At 52.3% G+C, this 16689-nt stretch carries 10 protein-coding genes, 16 tRNA genes and 1 riboswitch; of the genes, 24 read left to right on the forward strand and 2 right to left on the reverse strand.

Annotation, left to right across the window (positions count from 1 at the left end):
• Window positions 1-52 precede the first annotated feature (52 nt).
• The 16 genes from MHI42_RS25135 (at window position 53) to MHI42_RS25210 (ending at window position 1565) form a co-directional block, all read left to right on the forward strand.
• Window positions 53-128, forward strand: a tRNA-Asn gene (locus tag MHI42_RS25135).
• Window positions 129-131: 3 nt separating this feature from the next.
• A tRNA-Ser gene (locus tag MHI42_RS25140) sits at window positions 132-221 on the forward strand.
• A gap of 48 nt (window positions 222-269) precedes the next feature.
• Window positions 270-341, forward strand: a tRNA-Glu gene (locus MHI42_RS25145).
• A gap of 5 nt (window positions 342-346) precedes the next feature.
• Window positions 347-422: transfer RNA gene (locus MHI42_RS25150), tRNA-Val, on the forward strand.
• A gap of 33 nt (window positions 423-455) precedes the next feature.
• Window positions 456-532: transfer RNA gene (locus tag MHI42_RS25155), tRNA-Met, on the forward strand.
• Between the two features lie 4 nt (window positions 533-536).
• Window positions 537-614, forward strand: a tRNA-Asp gene (locus MHI42_RS25160).
• Window positions 615-633: 19 nt separating this feature from the next.
• Window positions 634-709 (forward strand) — tRNA-Phe (locus MHI42_RS25165).
• Window positions 710-729: 20 nt separating this feature from the next.
• Window positions 730-805: transfer RNA gene (locus MHI42_RS25170), tRNA-Thr, on the forward strand.
• 5 nt (window positions 806-810) lie between these two features.
• Window positions 811-896: transfer RNA gene (locus tag MHI42_RS25175), tRNA-Tyr, on the forward strand.
• Window positions 897-901: 5 nt separating this feature from the next.
• Window positions 902-975 (forward strand) — tRNA-Trp (locus MHI42_RS25180).
• A 26-nt stretch (window positions 976-1001) separates the two neighbouring features.
• A tRNA-His gene (locus tag MHI42_RS25185) sits at window positions 1002-1077 on the forward strand.
• Window positions 1078-1126: 49 nt separating this feature from the next.
• Window positions 1127-1202: transfer RNA gene (locus MHI42_RS25190), tRNA-His, on the forward strand.
• Between the two features lie 18 nt (window positions 1203-1220).
• Window positions 1221-1295: transfer RNA gene (locus MHI42_RS25195), tRNA-Gln, on the forward strand.
• A 6-nt stretch (window positions 1296-1301) separates the two neighbouring features.
• A tRNA-Gly gene (locus MHI42_RS25200) sits at window positions 1302-1376 on the forward strand.
• 7 nt (window positions 1377-1383) lie between these two features.
• Window positions 1384-1457, forward strand: a tRNA-Cys gene (locus MHI42_RS25205).
• Between the two features lie 29 nt (window positions 1458-1486).
• Window positions 1487-1565, forward strand: a tRNA-Leu gene (locus tag MHI42_RS25210).
• Window positions 1566-1718: 153 nt separating this feature from the next.
• Here MHI42_RS25210 and MHI42_RS25215 read toward each other — a convergent pair.
• Window positions 1719-2639 (reverse strand): aldo/keto reductase, encoded by a 921-nt coding sequence (locus MHI42_RS25215; protein ID WP_342420983.1) that lies wholly within the window; start codon window positions 2637-2639, stop codon window positions 1719-1721.
• Window positions 2640-2794: 155 nt separating this feature from the next.
• On the opposite strand from MHI42_RS25215, the gene MHI42_RS25220 reads away from it, so the two are divergent.
• The 4 genes from MHI42_RS25220 to MHI42_RS25235 all read left to right on the forward strand — a co-directional run bounded on the left by MHI42_RS25220 (window position 2795) and on the right by MHI42_RS25235 (window position 9285).
• Window positions 2795-3175 carry a MerR family transcriptional regulator gene (locus MHI42_RS25220; protein ID WP_042139976.1) on the forward strand — a complete coding sequence of 127 codons (381 nt, stop codon included), beginning with the start codon at window positions 2795-2797 and terminating at the stop codon, window positions 3173-3175.
• Between the two features lie 421 nt (window positions 3176-3596).
• A riboswitch (purine riboswitch) is annotated at window positions 3597-3700 on the forward strand.
• 160 nt (window positions 3701-3860) lie between these two features.
• Window positions 3861-5273, forward strand: coding sequence for an allantoinase AllB (allB, locus tag MHI42_RS25225; RefSeq protein ID WP_342420984.1), 1413 nt, complete (start codon window positions 3861-3863; stop codon window positions 5271-5273).
• 19 nt (window positions 5274-5292) lie between these two features.
• On the forward strand, window positions 5293-5853 hold the full coding sequence (locus MHI42_RS25230) for an isochorismatase family cysteine hydrolase (protein ID WP_076247773.1): 561 nt from the start codon (window positions 5293-5295) through the stop codon (window positions 5851-5853).
• 363 nt (window positions 5854-6216) lie between these two features.
• Complete coding sequence (locus tag MHI42_RS25235; protein ID WP_342420985.1) at window positions 6217-9285, forward strand: glycoside hydrolase family 2 TIM barrel-domain containing protein; 3069 nt, start codon at window positions 6217-6219, stop codon at window positions 9283-9285.
• A gap of 128 nt (window positions 9286-9413) precedes the next feature.
• On the opposite strand, the gene MHI42_RS25240 is transcribed toward MHI42_RS25235, so the two are convergent.
• Window positions 9414-10295 carry a helix-turn-helix domain-containing protein gene (locus MHI42_RS25240; protein WP_342420986.1) on the reverse strand — a complete coding sequence of 294 codons (882 nt, stop codon included), beginning with the start codon at window positions 10293-10295 and terminating at the stop codon, window positions 9414-9416.
• A gap of 165 nt (window positions 10296-10460) precedes the next feature.
• On the opposite strand from MHI42_RS25240, the gene MHI42_RS25245 reads away from it, so the two are divergent.
• The 4 genes from MHI42_RS25245 to MHI42_RS25260 all read left to right on the forward strand — a co-directional run bounded on the left by MHI42_RS25245 (window position 10461) and on the right by MHI42_RS25260 (window position 15804).
• Window positions 10461-11858 carry an MATE family efflux transporter gene (locus MHI42_RS25245; RefSeq protein WP_342420987.1) on the forward strand — a complete coding sequence of 466 codons (1398 nt, stop codon included), beginning with the start codon at window positions 10461-10463 and terminating at the stop codon, window positions 11856-11858.
• Between the two features lie 324 nt (window positions 11859-12182).
• Window positions 12183-13178, forward strand: a complete 996-nt coding sequence (locus tag MHI42_RS25250; RefSeq protein WP_171721128.1) for an ABC transporter permease subunit — start codon at window positions 12183-12185, stop codon at window positions 13176-13178.
• A gap of 15 nt (window positions 13179-13193) precedes the next feature.
• Complete coding sequence (locus MHI42_RS25255; RefSeq protein WP_039309445.1) at window positions 13194-14087, forward strand: carbohydrate ABC transporter permease; 894 nt, start codon at window positions 13194-13196, stop codon at window positions 14085-14087.
• 115 nt (window positions 14088-14202) lie between these two features.
• A complete protein-coding gene (locus MHI42_RS25260; RefSeq protein ID WP_342424800.1) occupies window positions 14203-15804 on the forward strand; it encodes an extracellular solute-binding protein in 1602 nt (533 codons plus the stop codon).
• Window positions 15805-16689: the final 885 nt, after the last annotated feature.

The following is a 16689-nucleotide window of genomic DNA, read 5'->3' on the forward strand; positions in this document are numbered from 1 at the left end:
CGCAGATTCGTTTCGGATTCAGTTTTCAGGCGATCAAGCCTGATATGTATATTCCCTGATAGCTCAGTTGGTAGAGCACTCGACTGTTAATCGAGTTGTCACAGGTTCGAGTCCTGTTCGGGGAGCCATATGGAGAGGTGTCCGAGTTTGGCCGAAGGAGCACGATTGGAAATCGTGTAGGCGCCACAAGCGTCTCGAGGGTTCGAATCCCTCTCTCTCCGTAGCTTTACTTCCCTGTATAGGGATGAGAAAACAATTTTAAACAGCATGGCTCGTTGGTCAAGGGGTTAAGACACCTCCCTTTCACGGAGGTAACATGGGTTCGAATCCCATACGAGTCATATATGGAGGCTTAGCTCAGCTGGGAGAGCATCTGCCTTACAAGCAGAGGGTCGGGGGTTCGAACCCCTCAGCCTCCACCATCTATCTTTAACAGAATAGATCTTTAACATTGACGCGGGGTGGAGCAGCCCGGTAGCTCGTCGGGCTCATAACCCGAAGGCCGCAGGTTCAAATCCTGCCCCCGCAACCAATTTGGAACCGTGGTGTAGTTGGCCTAACATGCCTGCCTGTCACGCAGGAGATCGCGGGTTCGAATCCCGTCGGTTCCGCCATCTTTATGAAGAAATGTTCGGCTCGGTAGCTCAGTCGGTAGAGCAAAGGACTGAAAATCCTTGTGTCGGGGGTTCGATTCCCTCCCGCGCCACCATATTTTTTACAACTTAATATGCCGGTGTAGCTCAATTGGTAGAGCAACTGACTTGTAATCAGTAGGTTGGGGGTTCAAGTCCTCTCGCCGGCACCATCCTCGGAGGCTTAGCGAAGTGGCCAAACGCATCAGACTGTAAATCTGCTCACGTACGTGTTCGGTGGTTCGAATCCATCAGCCTCCACCATTTTTAGGGGCATAGTTTAAAGGTAGAACAACGGTCTCCAAAACCGTTGGTGTGGGTTCAATTCCTGCTGCCCCTGCCAAGTAATATCCTATAAAATTTAATATGGCGATCGTGGCGAAGTGGTTAACGCACCGGATTGTGGTTCCGGCATTCGTGGGTTCGAGACCCATCGGTCGCCCCATTTATTTTATAAGAGTTATAAGGCATTGCAATTAAATAAGCTTTATATGGCGACTGTGGCGAAGGGGTTAACGCACCGGATTGTGGTTCCGGCATTCGTGGGTTCGAGACCCATCAGTCGCCCCATTTTATTAAATCAAATGTTGGGGATTAGCCAAGCGGTAAGGCAACGGACTTTGACTCCGTCATTCATAGGTTCGATTCCTATATCCCCAGCCATTATATGCGGACGTGGCTCAGCGGTAGAGCATCGCCTTGCCAAGGCGAGGGTCGCGGGTTCGATTCCCGTCGTCCGCTCCATTTTTTTGGTGCCATAGCCAAGTGGTAAGGCAAAGCTCTGCAAAAGCTTTATCCCCAGTTCAAATCTGGGTGGCACCTCCATTATCTTTTAGAACTAATTCTATGTATATGCCGGCGTGGCGGAATGGCAGACGCGCTCGACTCAAAATCGAGTGGGAAACCGTGGAGGTTCGAGTCCTCTCGCCGGTATAATTTACGAAACTAATCCCTTGGGAGTCTGACTCCTGAGGGATTTTTATATTTATACTCCATCTCAAATTAAGGATAAAACCCGCAACGAGCTTAGATCCTCAAATTCGTTGCGGGTTTTAATATGTTTTATATGTTGATGCTAAGACCCACTTAAGGAAGCACATTCCCGGCTGCGCGGTAGATCTCGTACCATTCCTGGCGGCTAAGCGTAATATCCGAAGCTTTGGCGATATCCAGCAGACGCTTAGTGTTGGTGGTACCGACCACCGGCTGCATTTTGGCCGGATGTCTCAGCAGCCAGGCAATGGCGATGGCCGTATCTGCTACCCCTTTTTCCGCAGCCAGACGGTTAATGACTTCATTCACCTCCGGGAACTTCTCATGGCCGAGGAATACGCCTTCAAAGAAACCGTATTGGAACGGTGACCAAGGCTGGATCGTCATATCATGCAGGCGGCTATACTCCAGGATGCCTCCATCATGGACAACTGATCCGGAATTTGTCATATTGACGTTGATTCCGGAATCGATCATGCCGGTGACCATTACGCTGAGCTGAAGCTGGTTGAACAGCAGGGGCTGTTTGACGTTCTTTTTCAGCAATTCAATCTGCAGGGGATTCTGGTTGCTGACGCCGAAGTGTTTAACCAGACCTCTGCTCTCCAGCTGATCAAAGGCTTCTGCTACTTCTTCAGGCTCCATAAGGGTGTCCGGGCGGTGCAGCAGCAGAACATCGACATAATCGGTCTTCAGGCGCTTCAGGCTGTTCTCTACCGAGCTTACAATATGCTCTTTGGAGAAGTCGAAGAAGCCATTACGGATCCCGCATTTGGTCTGGATCAGCAGTTGATCCCGCATGCCCGGACTTGCAGCCAGCACATCGCCGAACACCTCCTCAGCTTTACCGGCAGCATAAATGTCAGCGTGGTCAAAAAAGTCTATGCCAGCCTCAAGGGCGCTGTGAATATGTACATCGGCCTCTTGTGGTGACAGATCTGCAATCCGCATACAGCCCAGGGAGATTTCAGCGACCTCCAGCGCACCATTAGCAACGTTAATTCTTTTTACCATTAATTATTCACTCCTTAAATGAAGGTACAGTGTTAAGCTTAGACCTTAGAGTTAGGTGTAAGTCAATAGATTTATAGAGCGGCTTTTCATAGAAACCAAATGGTGTTACTTTAAGAGATGAAACCGATACCAGCTGATAGAAGGGAGCTGCAATAATGGGATACAGCATCAAAACCATAGCACAAAAAAGCGGACTGAGCCAATATACGCTGCGTTACTACGAACGGGAGGGCGTATTGCCGGTTGTGGCAAGAGATGTTAACGGCAACCGGTGTTTTGACGATGAGGATCTGGAGTTAATTTCGTTAATCTGCTGTCTTAAAGATACAGGGATGGCGATTGCCGATATCAAGCAATTCATTGCGCTTTCGAAAGAAGGGGTAAGTGCTTTGCCCGATCAGCGCAGACTGCTGCAGGAGCATAAAGTGCATATTGATGAGAAGATTAAATTCTTTCAGAGCTTTGCGCAAAAGGTGGATCACAAAATTGCTTATTTTGCCTCCCTGGAGAATGAAGCGAAAGCAGCCAGACCTTAATCTTGAGCCGCAGGGTCGTATGATTATTGTCGCTGCAATTAAGGATTGGAAATGCTGCAGCCAGTACTTAAGCTTGTAGCGAAAACGGTATAAGAATGAGATGAATTATAAATAGAGTTAGGCCTTATACTGGGTTGAAATCCTTGCGGAGACCGGGTTCCCGTGTTTCCTTAAGTTGCTTATAGAGTAGATAGAAGGGCAGTAGAAAGAGCGGAATATCCGGGATAATGGAATGCAAAGTCCGTTAATGTTATTTTATATAACACATAAATTGACCGTTTCTTGACAAAGTGGTTTATAATCTTGACGGAAAGCCTCTTGATGATATGATAAAGGTACTTAAGGAAGCCGAAACCGGATATTGTGTTATATAATATTACATAACATAATGCTGCCGGGCTGCTTGCTTATCAGATGGACTAATCAAATAAGCTCTTGCTCTTGTATAAGCTCAATAATTTGGTTTGAGCGTTTCGACCAGGCGACCGTAAATTGCCCCAGGCTACAGGAGGTATGTGATAGGAATTGCTTTTCACTGTGCGGAGGTATCCGGGTGAGGCAGTGTTTACTATTATGTGCCTTTTGTACCCTGGGTTTTTTGTTGTGTACAGAAGCGTGGAGCTGATCTTGCCTCGTCCGGCCAGAGTGGGGATTCAACCAAATCATAAAGAAGAGGTGTGTATTCATGGGTTATGAACTGATCATTAAAAATGCGAGTATTCCGCAAGGCGACAGACAGGTGCTGACGGACATTCTGGTGAACAAAGGCGTTATCGTAGGGTTCGCCAAGGATCTTGACGCGGAGGCCGATACGATTATTGATGCACAAGGCAAATTGGTGCTGCCAGGAGTTATTGATTCGCATACTCACTTTAATGATCCGGGGTTCACACACCGTGAAGACTTCGTTACCGGAACCAGCAGTGCGGCGGCGGGCGGGGTAACGATGATTGTAGATATGCCTTGCTGCAGCGTACCCTCTGTACGTTCGGTGGAGAACCTGCATAACAAGCTGAATGCGCTCGAAGGTAAAGGAATCGTCGACTACGCCATGTGGGGCGGGATTACGGGCGAGGATGTACGCAATGATGTGCTGGATATTGTGAAGGAGCAGGCTGCTGAGGGTGTGGTTGCTTTTAAAGTATATATGACACCGTCTGTGCCATCTTACCCGCGTGTGACGGACCCTGAGATGCTCGAAGCCTTCTATGCTGTAGCCGAAACTGGAATGCCCATCGGAATTCACGCTGAGAACTATGCCATCTGCGATTACTATACCCAGAAGCTGAAAAAGGAAGGACGGATGGGTTACCCGGCATGGGCTGAAGCGCGCAAGATTCTGGCGGAAAAGGCGGCGATCCAGCTGGGCATTAGCTTCTCGGAGGAATCGGGAGCGCGCCTGCATATCGTGCATATGAGTACGGCGGCAGGCAATCAGCTGATCAAGGAAGCGAAGCTTAAAGGGGTGAAGGTGACAGCGGAGTCCTGTCCGCACTACCTGACGCTGAATGCGGTGGATGCGATGACGGAGTTCGGGACTTTTGCCAAAATAGCACCTCCGCTGCGCCGTCCGGAAGATAATGAAGCGCTCTGGCAGGGACTGGTGGACGGAACAATTGACTTCATGGCTACCGACCATGCCCCCTATGAGATTGCTACGGAAAAGGATGCGCCGGGCATGGATGTCTGGACTTCCTTCCCGGGGATTCCGGGTGTAGAAACGCTGGTGCCGATCATGATTAGTGAAGGCTACAACAAAGGCAGACTCAGCTTGTCCCGCCTGGTGGAGCTGCTGTGCACGAATCCGGCCATCCATTATGGCCTGTATCCGAAGAAAGGCGCGCTGGAAATCGGCACCGATGCCGACTTCACGATTGTCGATCTGGAGAAGGAATGGACGCTCGATAAAGAGAAAATGCACTGCAAACCGAAATACACCCCGTTCCACGGAATGAAGCTGAAGGGCAAGGTGGATAAAACCATTGTCAGAGGCACACTGGTCTACGATGATGAGCTTGGTGTGGTCGGTAAACCGGGCTATGGCGAGTTCGTGAAACGGCAGACGATCAGCGAGCTTCCGCGTTTGCTGAAATACTAGGAGAAGGGGAGAGAACATAATGGCTAAACACGCGGTAGTAATTATTGATATGCTGAATGATTTCATCCATCCGGATGGAGCGCTGACTTGTCCGAACGGGACGGGAATCGTGCCTGCAATTCAGGAGCTGATCGAATTCAGCCACGAGAATGATATTCAGGTGATCTTCGTACAGGAGGCGCACCGGCAGAATGATGCTGACTTCAGGGTTAGGCCGGTTCATGCGATTAAGGGCACCTGGGGATCGGACTTCATAACCGAGCTGACTCCGCAGCCGGATAAAGGCGATTATATCGTGCAGAAAAGACGGCATAGTGCGTTCAGCTATACGGATATGGATCTTTTTCTCCGTGAGGAGGGGATTGATACGGTTGTAGTTACCGGGGTATGGACCAACGTCTGTGTCCGCTCTACGGCATCCGATGCGATGTACCACACTTACAAGGTCAAGTGTATCAGCGACTGCTGCGCCTCCAAGGATGAGGAGATGCATGTCTCCGGTCTGCGGGATATCGGGATTTTTGGAGAAGTGCTGACGCTGGCCGAGTATAAAGAGGTTAATGCTGTTGTTAAAGGCTAATAGGCTGAAAGACTGAAAGGCTAAACCTGTTACTATAAAAGCTCCATGCTGTACGGCGGTTGCCGCTCAGCTGGGGCTTTTTGCGTGAAAGCGGAGTGGAGGGTGTTCCTCTTAATATACAGATAAATAATCCAGTAAAAACGGTAAATATGCTATTCCATTTGCGGCTGCTAAAAGCTTAAGATGCAGTAAGAGGCCAGGGTCAAATGCCCCAAAGTCAGCTATGTGCACCTTAGTTGTGATCCTGCACTATGAGTCTGTGAAGCTCCCGGGGTAAAATGAAAGTGCACGGCTGACGCAAGCGGTTAAGAAGTCATGGAAGAGAATATAATCTGCGGATAAATCATGAAGGAGGAAAATATAATGTTCAGCAACGAGCCCAGTCTGGACTGGTTAAGCGATGTTTCGGTTTTTAAGGTGAACCGATTGGAAGCGCATTCGGACCATCGTTATTACAAGACCATGGAGGAAGCGGAGCGGCAAGCCCCGATGGAGCTGCGTCATTCCCTGAACGGAGACTGGAAATTCAGCTATGCAGTGAATGCGGCCAGCCGGGTTCAGGATTTCTATAAGGCGGATTATGATACCAGAGGCTGGGGGGACATTCAGGTGCCCGGTCATATCCAGCTTCAGGGGTACGGCAAGCCGCAATATGCCAACACGATGTATCCCTGGGACGGGCTTGATGCTGTGCGGCCGCCGGCGATTCCGGAGGAGAGCAATACGGTGGGGAGTTATGTGAAGTTCTTCGAGGTTCCGGTGAATATGGAGAACGGGCCGGTCTTTATTTCTTTTCAGGGCGTAGAGGCGGCTTGTTATGTCTGGCTTAATGGACAATTCGTCGGCTACAGTGAAGACAGCTTCACACCTGCGGAGTTTGAGTTGACCCCTTATTTGCAGGAGGGGGTGAACAAGCTGGCCGTTGAAGTCTATCAGCGCTGCACGGGCAGCTGGCTGGAGGATCAGGATTTCTGGCGGTTCTCGGGTATCTTCCGCGAGGTGTATCTGTATACGGTGCCGGAGCTTCATGTGCAGGATCTGCGGATTAACGCGGGGCTGGATGCTGCCTATCAGGAGGGAACGTTAACTGCTGAAGTTAGCATGGCAACGGCGGCGGACGCTTTTGTGAAAATCGGGTTGAAGGATGCGGCCGGTGCCGTTGTGGCGGAAACCGAGGGGCAGGTTGTGGCTGGAAAGGCGGCCTTTACCCTGGAGGCAGGTACGGTGTCGCTGTGGAGCGCAGAAAATCCGTATCTCTATAGCGTCTGTATCTCTGTATTCGATGGCAGCGGAGAACTGGTGGAGGCGATTGTGCAACGGGCGGGGTTCCGCGTGTTTGAACTGAAGGACAAGCTGATGCGGCTGAACGGCAAACGGATTATTTTCAAAGGAGTCAATCGTCACGAATTCAACAGCCGCAGAGGGCGGAACATCACCAGAGAGGACATGATTAAGGACATCATCATCCTGAAGCAGAATAATATCAATGCGGTGCGGACCTCACATTATCCGAATCAGACGCTCTGGTATGAGCTATGCGATGAGTACGGTGTCTATGTGATTGACGAGATGAATCTGGAATCCCATGGCTCGTGGCAAAAGATGGGCGCGGTTGAGCCGTCCTGGAACATTCCCGGTGATAAACCGGAGTGGCAGGATATTGTAATGGACCGTGCAGTGTCGATGCTGGAGCGCGATAAGAACCATCCGTCCATCCTCATCTGGTCCTGCGGTAATGAATCGTATGCGGGTGAGGTGATTCTGAATGTGTCCCATTATTTCCGCAAAACCGATCCGGGGCGGCTGGTGCACTATGAAGGGGTATTCCATAACCGTAAATACAATGACACCAGTGACATGGAGAGCCGGATGTACGCCAAGCCTGCGGACATTGCAGAATACCTGGAAGGTCAGCCGGATAAGCCATACATCAGCTGTGAATATATGCATGCCATGGGCAATTCAGTAGGGGGACTCCATAAGTATATCGCGCTGGAGAGCCGGTATCCGCAGTATCAGGGCGGCTTCATCTGGGATTATATTGACCAGGCGCTGGTGGTCACAAACAGATACGGAGAAGAATATCTGGCCTATGGCGGTGACTTTGATGACCGGCCGACGGATTACAGCTTCTGCGGCAACGGGATTGTCTACGCTGACCGGACCGTGACCCCGAAGATGCAGGAGGTGAAGTTCCTCTACCAGAACATCCGGCTTGTACCGGAACGGGATGCAGTGAAGATCATCAACGGTAATCTGTTCGAAGGGACAGAAGGGCTGCGGCTGGAGTTCCGGCTGTACCTGGAAGGGCGGCAAATCTTCAAGGGACAGCAGGAGGTAGCGGTTGCGGCGCAGGCAGAGGCACGAATTCCGCTTGCGCTGCCGGAGGTGTCAGGAGCTCCGGGAGAGTACACGCTGGCGGTAAGCTTGTTGCTGAAGGAAGCGGAGCTGTGGGCTGAGGCGGGATTTGAGACAGCCTACGGGGAGCATGTCTTCCGGATTGAAGCCGCTGAGGCTGCGGCGGACCTGGAGGATGTTATGCTGCCTGCGGCCGGAGAGTTCAGGGTGATCGAGGGAGACGTGAACATTGGCGTAACCGGCCGCGGATTCGCTGCCCTGTTCTCCAAGCAGGCAGGTTCGCTGGTGTCGCTCTGTTACGGGGGACGTGAGATGATTGCTACACCGCCTGCTCCGCTGTTCTGGCGGGCAACCACAGATAATGATAAGGGAACTTCGCTTGCTTACCACGCAGGCGGCTGGTTCGCGGCCAGTCTTGCCCGCAGCTGCACGGCGGTAAGGCTTGAGACCGGGAAGAACCGGGCCACGGTGACCTTTGACTATGAATTCAGCATCAGCCGGGAGCTGAAGACCCGATTTGAGTATACGGTCTACGCAGACGGCAAACTGCGGGTCCGTACAGTGTATACAGGGGCGGCCGGCTTGCCGGATGTGCCGGTTGTGGCCGTGTCCTTCCGGATGTCCGCCGATTATGGAGAGTCGGACTGGTATGCCCGCGGGCCGGAAGAGAATTACAGTGACCGCGCGTATGGAGCGCGTCTGGGACGCTTCCGGCGTAAGGTGACGGAGCTGCCGTCACCTTATCTGGTGCCGCAGGAGTCCGGCAACCGTACCGGCGTACGCCAGGTACGCATTACGGACGAGCGCGGCCGCGGGCTGCAGATTCAGGCGGCTGCGGGAGAGCCGCTGGAATGTACGCTGTCGCCATACACAGCGTTCGAACTGGAGCAGGCAGCGCATCCTTATGAGCTGCCCAAGGTGCACTACACGGTTGTCACCATTGCCGCGCAGCAAATGGGTGTCGGCGGTGATGACAGCTGGGGTGCGCCGGTGCATCCGGAATACCGGATCCCTGCAGATCAGCAGCTGGAATTCGAGTTCTGGATGACTGCGGCGGTGCCGGAGGCGGAGTAAGCATTAGTACAATAACCCCGCAAAGCGGGATTTTGGCTTCGATAATACTCAGGTAATTTGCGGAGACCCCGAAATATAAACAATAGTGAAACAGGCCATCAGCGGAGGAAACCGCTGATGGCCTGTTCTCATGAGAAGCGCTGGCGGTACTCCCGCGGTGACAGCCCCTCCAGCTTCATGAAGGTGGAGCTGAAGTAAGGCGCCTGGTTGAAGCCGACCTCTTCGGCAATCCGGGCGATAGGGAAGCTGGTCTGCATCAGCAGCAGCTTGCTCTGCTCGATCCGGTAACGGAGCAGATATTCCATCGGTGCACAGCCATACGCCTTGTTCATGCAGCGGGCAATATAGACCGGATGAAAGTTAAGGCTGTCTCCGAGCATCGCCGTAGTGATCTCTTCGCGGTAATGGGCGCGGAGGAAGGAGGCGGTCTGCTCGGCGCATACAGTGGACTGGGAGCTGTGCTGCTCCGGCTTCACGGAGGCAGCAAGCAGCTGCAGAATATCCTGGAAGAGAGTCTGCTGCCGGAAGCGGACCGATTCCAGGTGGGCAGTGGCTTGCAGCTGCCCCAGCTGGGCTAGCAGCTCTTCGATCTTGGCCGGCTGCAGCAGAGTGACGAATTGCGACAACGCGAGGTTAAACGAGCTGATATTGAAGAACGAAGCGGGCAGGCCGCCCACCGGCTCATTCGGGCTGCCGGAATCAAGCGCGGAACCGGGCTGCGCGGGCCAGTCATGGAAGGTTTGAAAATGAAGCCAATAATAGGCAGTCTCCTCCCGGCAGCCCTCCGTTCCGAAGTGGTGGCAGTCCGGACGCAGAATTAAGGCATCTCCTGCCTTCACCGTAAACCGCCGCTCCTCTTCACCGATGTATAGGCAGCCTTTCCGGACGACGAGCAGATCGAATACTTTGATGTGTTGGCGGTTCGGATGCTGATAGCCGGGCGGGTAGTGATTGAAGCCGCTTGCAATATAATGCGGCAGGGGAGGAATGCGGAATAGGAGCGGATTCATTAGGGTAGCCTCCTGCAGGATGGTTTGAATATTGAAAGTTTAGGTTTGAGATATGGTACATTTTCCAGAGTATATCATCTATAATTTATTTCGAGCAAGCTTGAATTGCAAGGCTTGATTACACAGGTTATAGCAGCCGCATATCGGCAGAGGAGGGTTTATTCCATGAAACCCATGGGTGGGAAGAGCGGACTGTGGATGCTGGCCTGGCCTATATTTATTGAAATATTTCTGCAAACGCTGCTCGGGACAGTGGACACGATCATGGTCAGCCGGATCTCTGATGATGCCGTTGCCGTTGTAGGCATTTCGAATCAGTTATTTGGCGCTTTGATTACACTGTTTACCACGTTCGCCGGAGGTGCAGGTATACTGATTGCGCAGCGGCTCGGCTCCGGCCGCAATGAAGAGGCGCGTACGATTGCGATTATGGGAGTTACTGTAAGCACTATCCTGGGGGTTGCCTTCAGTGTTAGCTTGTTTCTGTATGCCGATCCGGTTGCCCGGATGCTTCATATTTCAGGAGAGCTGATTCCGCTATCTCATGTCTATCTTACTTATGTAGGCGGCGGATTGTTCATGGTTGGAATGACTGCCTCTCTAGGCTCTGCAATCCGCAATACAGGCAATACGCGCGGGCCGATGTATACGGGAGTGGCTGTGAATGTTATTCATATCCTGCTCAATTATATTCTGATCTTCGGCATGTTCGGCCTGCCGGAGATGGGACTAAGCGGCATTGCGGTCTCCACGATGATTAGCAGGCTGATCGGTGTGGCTGTACTGCTGTATATGTTCAGCAGCGCTTTTGAGCGCAGAATCAGGCTGCCGGATTTCCGGACCTTCCACCGCAAATTATTCGCGGAGATCGTCAGGATCAGCTGGCCGCTGGGACTGAACTCCTCCTCCTGGGTGCTGTCACAGCTGGTAATCTATTCTTTCCTTGCCATGCTGGGTGCCAAGGAACTGGCTGCACGTACCTATCTGAACACGCTGGAGTCCTTCTGCTTCACGCTGGGTTATGCCATCGCCATGGCCGGTCAGATTCAGATCGCCTATCTCTTCGGTGCCAAGCAGATGCAGGAGGCCTATAGTGCAGCATACCGGACGCTGTACATCGGGCTGGCTATCGTCAGCGCCAATGTGCTGTTATTGTATTTGTTCGGCCGGTCGCTGCTCGGATTCTTCACTGCCGATCCGGAGATTGTCGCTATCGGCGTATCCCTGCTGGCGCTTAATCTGCTGCTGCAGCCGTGCAAAATGCTAAATATGGCTATGGGCAACTCGCTTAATGCGATTGGTGATACCCGCTATACCATGGTGGTCTCGATGATCTCCATGACGCTGATTGGCGTAGGCGGCTCCTACTGGCTCGGAATTTCGTCCGGCTGGGGGCTGCTGGGTATCTACTGCTGCATGATTGCCGATGAAGCGGCAAGAGGAGGACTGGTGCTGCTGCGCTGGCGGAAACGGAAGGTGCTGAATCAGGCCGAATCGCAGTTTGCCGGGCGCCGGCAGGGAGTGAGGGAGAAGCCGGGCGTGGCATGTTCGGTAGAGCTTTAGAAGTATATATGATGATATAAGCGCGGGAGTACGCACAACATTCCCCCGGATTCTTCTCCTGAAGGAGAGTAATCCGGGGGCTTATTTGCGTTCAAGCGTGGTTACTGCACAAAAGTATGAAATGTACACCCTGGGGTTGGCAATAAAATACAGGAATAGCTGTAAGGTTCACTGTTCAGCTGCAGGAGGTATCTTCTATACTCAGGGCATCCATTGGACGAAGCCATAAGGGCCGCGAGGGGCGGAGGCTTCGGAGCCAGTGCCGCCAACTTATATAGGTATAGGAGAGTGAAGGCTTTGAGACACCGTAAGCGCAAGTCGGGTATGCCACTCGCTATCCAGCTTCCACTGAAGGGAACAGGCGGGCTGTCCCCGCAGATAGAGTCCGGCACGCGGAAGAGAAGGAAGAAGGGATTTCTGCATGAGCTGATTCATAACCGGATTCTTTTTCTGATGCTGCTGCCGGCGCTGCTGTTCTTCCTGGTCAATTCGTATTTCCCGATGGTCGGCGTGTATTATGCGTTCACTCAATTTGATTTCAATTCCGGATTGTTCGATGCTCCCTTCGTGGGTCTGAAGAACTTCGAGTTTCTTTGGAAATCGGGTACGCTGATCAAGCTGACGCTCAATACCATCGGCTACAATCTGGCCTTCATCCTGCTCGGCAACGTACTGGCGATTGTCTGTGCGATTCTGCTTAGCGAGCTGCGCCACAAATGGTTCAAGAAGCTGACCCAGTCGATTATGTTCCTGCCGTATTTTGTTTCTTTCGTTATTCTGAGCGTTATCGTCTACAACGTGTTCAATTATGATAGCGGTTTCTTGAACACCTTGCTGGCCCGGTTCGGAGCGGGACCTGTGGATGTCTATAATAAGCCGCTGGTCTGGATCTTCCTGATCATCCTGTTCTATCTGTGGAAAAATCTCGGCTACAGCATGGTCATCTACCTGGCGGCCATCACAGGGATCAGCGATGAGTACTATGAAGCGGCCAAAATTGACGGAGCACATATTTTTCAGCGGATCTGGTATATTACGGTGCCGATGCTGAAGTCTACCTTCGTAGTGCTGCTGCTATTCTCACTCGGAAGCATTATGAAGGGGCAGTTTGACCTCTTTTACCAGCTGATCGGCAACAACGGGGTGCTGTATAACACAACAGATATTCTGGATACGTACGTCTTCCGCTCCCTGAAGGTGACCTTTGATATCGGCATGGCGACGGCGGCGGGTCTGTATCAATCCCTGTTCGGCTTCATCCTGATCATGACGGTGAACTACATTATCCGCAAAATCAATGATGATTACGCGTTGTTTTAGGAGGAGAGAAAGAGCATGCATATTAAAGACGATCACTATACCAGACTGCTGCAGGGGCTGGCGTACACGGTTATTATCATCGGCTCGCTGGCGTGTCTGATCCCGTTTCTGCTGATTATATCGGCCTCGCTGTCCTCCAATGAATCGATTATCAGGGACGGTTACCATCTGATTCCTGCGGAATTCTCACTGGAAGGATACAAGACGGTGTTCACTTTTCCGGATGAGGTATTGCGCGCATATGGCGTTACTCTGTTCACTACACTTACGGGGACGACGCTGGGGCTGTTCTTCATGACTATGGCTGGTTATGTGCTGGCCCGCAGGGATTTCAAATACCGCAATACGTTCTCGTTCTATATCTATTTCACCACGCTGTTCGGCGGGGGCCTCGTGCCCTGGTACATTATGATGACCAAATATCTGCATCTGACCGACTCGTACGGAGCCTTGATTCTGCCGGGGCTGATGACGCCGTTTCTGATTATTCTGATGAAGAACTTCATCCGTTCTGCTGTTCCTGAGGAGCTGTTCGAATCTGCCAAGATTGACGGGGCGGGTGATTTCAAAATATACTGGCGGATTGTGCTGCAGCTGTCGATGCCCGGCATTGCCACGGTTGGACTGTTTCTCGCGCTGACGTACTGGAACGACTGGTTCTCGTCTTCCCTGTTCATCAATGACACACACAAGTATCAGCTGCAGTTCCATCTGTACAATGTGATCAACTCGGCTTCCTTCATTGCGAACATGGGGGCGGGAACGGGGGTAAGTCTCGGGGCAGATCTGCCTACAGAGTCAACTAAAATGGCGATGGCCATCGTTGTCACTGGACCTATTCTGTTTCTGTACCCGTTCATTCAGCGTTATTTCGTTAAAGGCCTGACGATCGGCGCGGTAAAAGGTTAGAACCTTGTAGCAGATCCGCGCTGTCTTTGGCGGCTGCTATTCGGCTAACATAGATATTGTGAGGAGCTGAACCAGGAAGCAGTATTACCAAACAACACTTTTGGGAGGGTTCATGATGAGCAAGAATGCACGGAAAAAATCGCTGGCTGTCCTGACAGCCATGCTGGCAGTCTCGCTGCTCGCTGCGGGATGCAGCGGCAGTAACGGCAACAATAAAGAGGCAGCGGGCAGCACGGATAGCGGTAAAAACAACACGGCAGCGGCAACGGAGGGCAGTACCACTGCTACGGCAGAACCCGGAATTGACACCTCCAAGAAAGTGGAGCTGCAGTTCTACATGCTCGGCGATGCGCCGAAGGATCTGCCGGCGATTGAAGCCGAAGTCAACAAGATGGCGGCGGCGGAGCTTAACACAACGGTTAAATTCAACTATACGAGCTGGACGGACTGGGATCAGAAATACAAGCTGCTGCTCTCCTCGGGCCAGGCGATTGACCTGATCTTCACTGCTGACTGGACCCAGTATGCTTCCTATGCGAAACGCGGCGCATTCCTGGCCCTCGATGATCTGCTGCCTAAGGCCGCGCCAGAGCTGCAGAAATTCGTCCCTGAGTCGATGTGGGAGGATGTTAAGGTAGACGGCAAAATCTATACAGTGCCTGCGACGTACAAAGAATACGTGACCAACGGTTTCGTCTGGAGGGAGGACCTGCGCAAGAAATACAATCTTCCCCAGCCTACGGATCTGGCCAGCTATGAGGCTTACATGGACGGAATCCGCCAGAACGAACCGGATATGATGCCGGCCTCTCTGAACAGCGACATCGGCAATAATCTCCATTACATTTATACCGAGCTGAATAAGATGGTCGGCGCGCTGCCATATGGGATGGGTGTGAAATATGAATCCCCTACTGAAGTGTACTCGTACTGGGGCTCCGATGAGCAAAAAGAAGAGCTGAAGGTCATGAAACGCTGGCAGGAAAAAGGCTTCATTCCCAAGAATGTGCTGAATATCAAGGATACGATGCAGGACCCGATTACTTCCGGCAAGGCGGCGAGCATGTTCGGGGATAATCCGACGCGCTTTAATGATATGGTCATGAAGATCAGCACCACACATCCCGAATGGGAGCTAGGGTATTATCCGTTCGGCAAGACAACGGGGTATGCGACTCCGGTACATCCGGTTCACAACGGTTTTGCGATTCCGAAGAGCAGCAAGAATCCGGATCGGGCACTCGCTTTCTATGAAAAGCTGGTTCTGGACAAACGCTACAACCAGCTGACCGAATATGGTATTGAGGGCAAGAACTATACCGTAGAAGACGGGTACTACAAGCTGCTTGGCACCAGCCAGACCAACGGCTTCACCCGGGAGGGCATGAACGGCTGGGCGTGGAGAAATCCGGAGTATATGCTGTTCGACAAGGGTTTTGACGGGGTGAAGGCAATCTTTGATGAGCTCGACAAGATTCAGAAGCCGGATCTGTTCCTCGGCTTTGCAGAGGACTATTCTTCCTATCAGGCAGAGAAAGCGGCGCTGGAGCAGGTCGAGAAGCAATATTTGTTCCCGCTCGAAGCGGGATTGGTGGAGGATATCGACAAGGGGCTGGAGACCTTCATGCAGAAGGCCAAGCAGGCCGGACTCGAGAAGATCCAGGCGGAGTGGACGAAGCAGTGGAACGCTTATACTGCGGAGAAAGGTATTAAGTAGAGAGGGGCCCCGGAAGCCGCATGGCTTTTGGGGCTTTTTTATGGGCAGATGGTTGGTGCGGGTGCAGGGGCGGGTACAAGTGCGAGGTGCAGAGCGGGTGCGAGTGCGAGGTGCAGGGCGGGTGCAGGTGCGAGTTGCAGGGACGGGTGCGAGTGCGAGGTGCAAGTGCGGGTGCTGGTGCTGGTGCAGGTGCAACGGAGGCGCATTGGGTGGACGCTCCGAAAACGGAATGATGTTCCGATCGCTGTTGTATCCGGATTTTATTTATTTTTACCTTAGCGGTGAAAATCCGTATACAAAGGCGACCGCTGCCGCTTCTCCACATTCATTCCGTCTTCTCCGCTGTTTAAGCGGTAGCCAGACCTGCATACAGCACTCGAAGAGCAAAAGCCACGTCAGACATCCGCTTCCGTGGCAGGGGAGGAGAGCAGAAAAGGCCGTCTCCGTGTACTTGGAGACGGGCCAAAGCGGAGGGAATATCTCCGTAGAGTTAGTGACGGCTTGGTGTTCCACCAAAGCGAGGGAAAACCAAGCAAAGCGTGAGAACATCCAGCAAAGCGGAGGGGGTATCTCCGAGTAGTTAGAGGCGGGCTTGGTGTTCCACCAAAGCGAGGGGCATCCACCAAAGCAGGGGAATATCAAGCAAAATGGAGGGAGCACCTCCGAGTAGTTAGAGGCGGGCTTGGTGTTCCACCAAAGCGAGGGAGCATTCACTAAATCGTGGGAATATTTAGAAAAATGGAGGGAGCACCTCCGTAGAGTTAGAGACTGGCTTGGTGTTCCACCAAAGCGAGGGAGCAACCACCAAAGCGGGAGGAATATCTCCGTAGAATTAGAGATAGGCTTGGTGTTCCACCAAAGCGGGGGAGTTCTCTGTGTACTGGG

This window comes from Paenibacillus sp. FSL E2-0178 (assembly GCF_038593005.1).
Classification (GTDB): domain Bacteria; phylum Bacillota; class Bacilli; order Paenibacillales; family Paenibacillaceae; genus Paenibacillus_AQ; species Paenibacillus_AQ phytohabitans.

Coding starts and splice junctions, on each gene's coding strand:
- MHI42_RS25215 (WP_342420983.1), bottom strand. CDS start 2,639: ATGGTAAAAAGAATTAACGTTGCTAATGGTGCGCTGGAGGTCGCTGAA.
- MHI42_RS25220 (WP_042139976.1), top strand. CDS start 2,795: ATGGGATACAGCATCAAAACCATAGCACAAAAAAGCGGACTGAGCCAA.
- allB (WP_342420984.1), top strand. CDS start 3,861: ATGGGTTATGAACTGATCATTAAAAATGCGAGTATTCCGCAAGGCGAC.
- MHI42_RS25230 (WP_076247773.1), top strand. CDS start 5,293: ATGGCTAAACACGCGGTAGTAATTATTGATATGCTGAATGATTTCATC.
- MHI42_RS25235 (WP_342420985.1), top strand. CDS start 6,217: ATGTTCAGCAACGAGCCCAGTCTGGACTGGTTAAGCGATGTTTCGGTT.
- MHI42_RS25240 (WP_342420986.1), bottom strand. CDS start 10,295: ATGAATCCGCTCCTATTCCGCATTCCTCCCCTGCCGCATTATATTGCA.
- MHI42_RS25245 (WP_342420987.1), top strand. CDS start 10,461: ATGAAACCCATGGGTGGGAAGAGCGGACTGTGGATGCTGGCCTGGCCT.
- MHI42_RS25250 (WP_171721128.1), top strand. CDS start 12,183: ATGCCACTCGCTATCCAGCTTCCACTGAAGGGAACAGGCGGGCTGTCC.
- MHI42_RS25255 (WP_039309445.1), top strand. CDS start 13,194: ATGCATATTAAAGACGATCACTATACCAGACTGCTGCAGGGGCTGGCG.
- MHI42_RS25260 (WP_342424800.1), top strand. CDS start 14,203: ATGAGCAAGAATGCACGGAAAAAATCGCTGGCTGTCCTGACAGCCATG.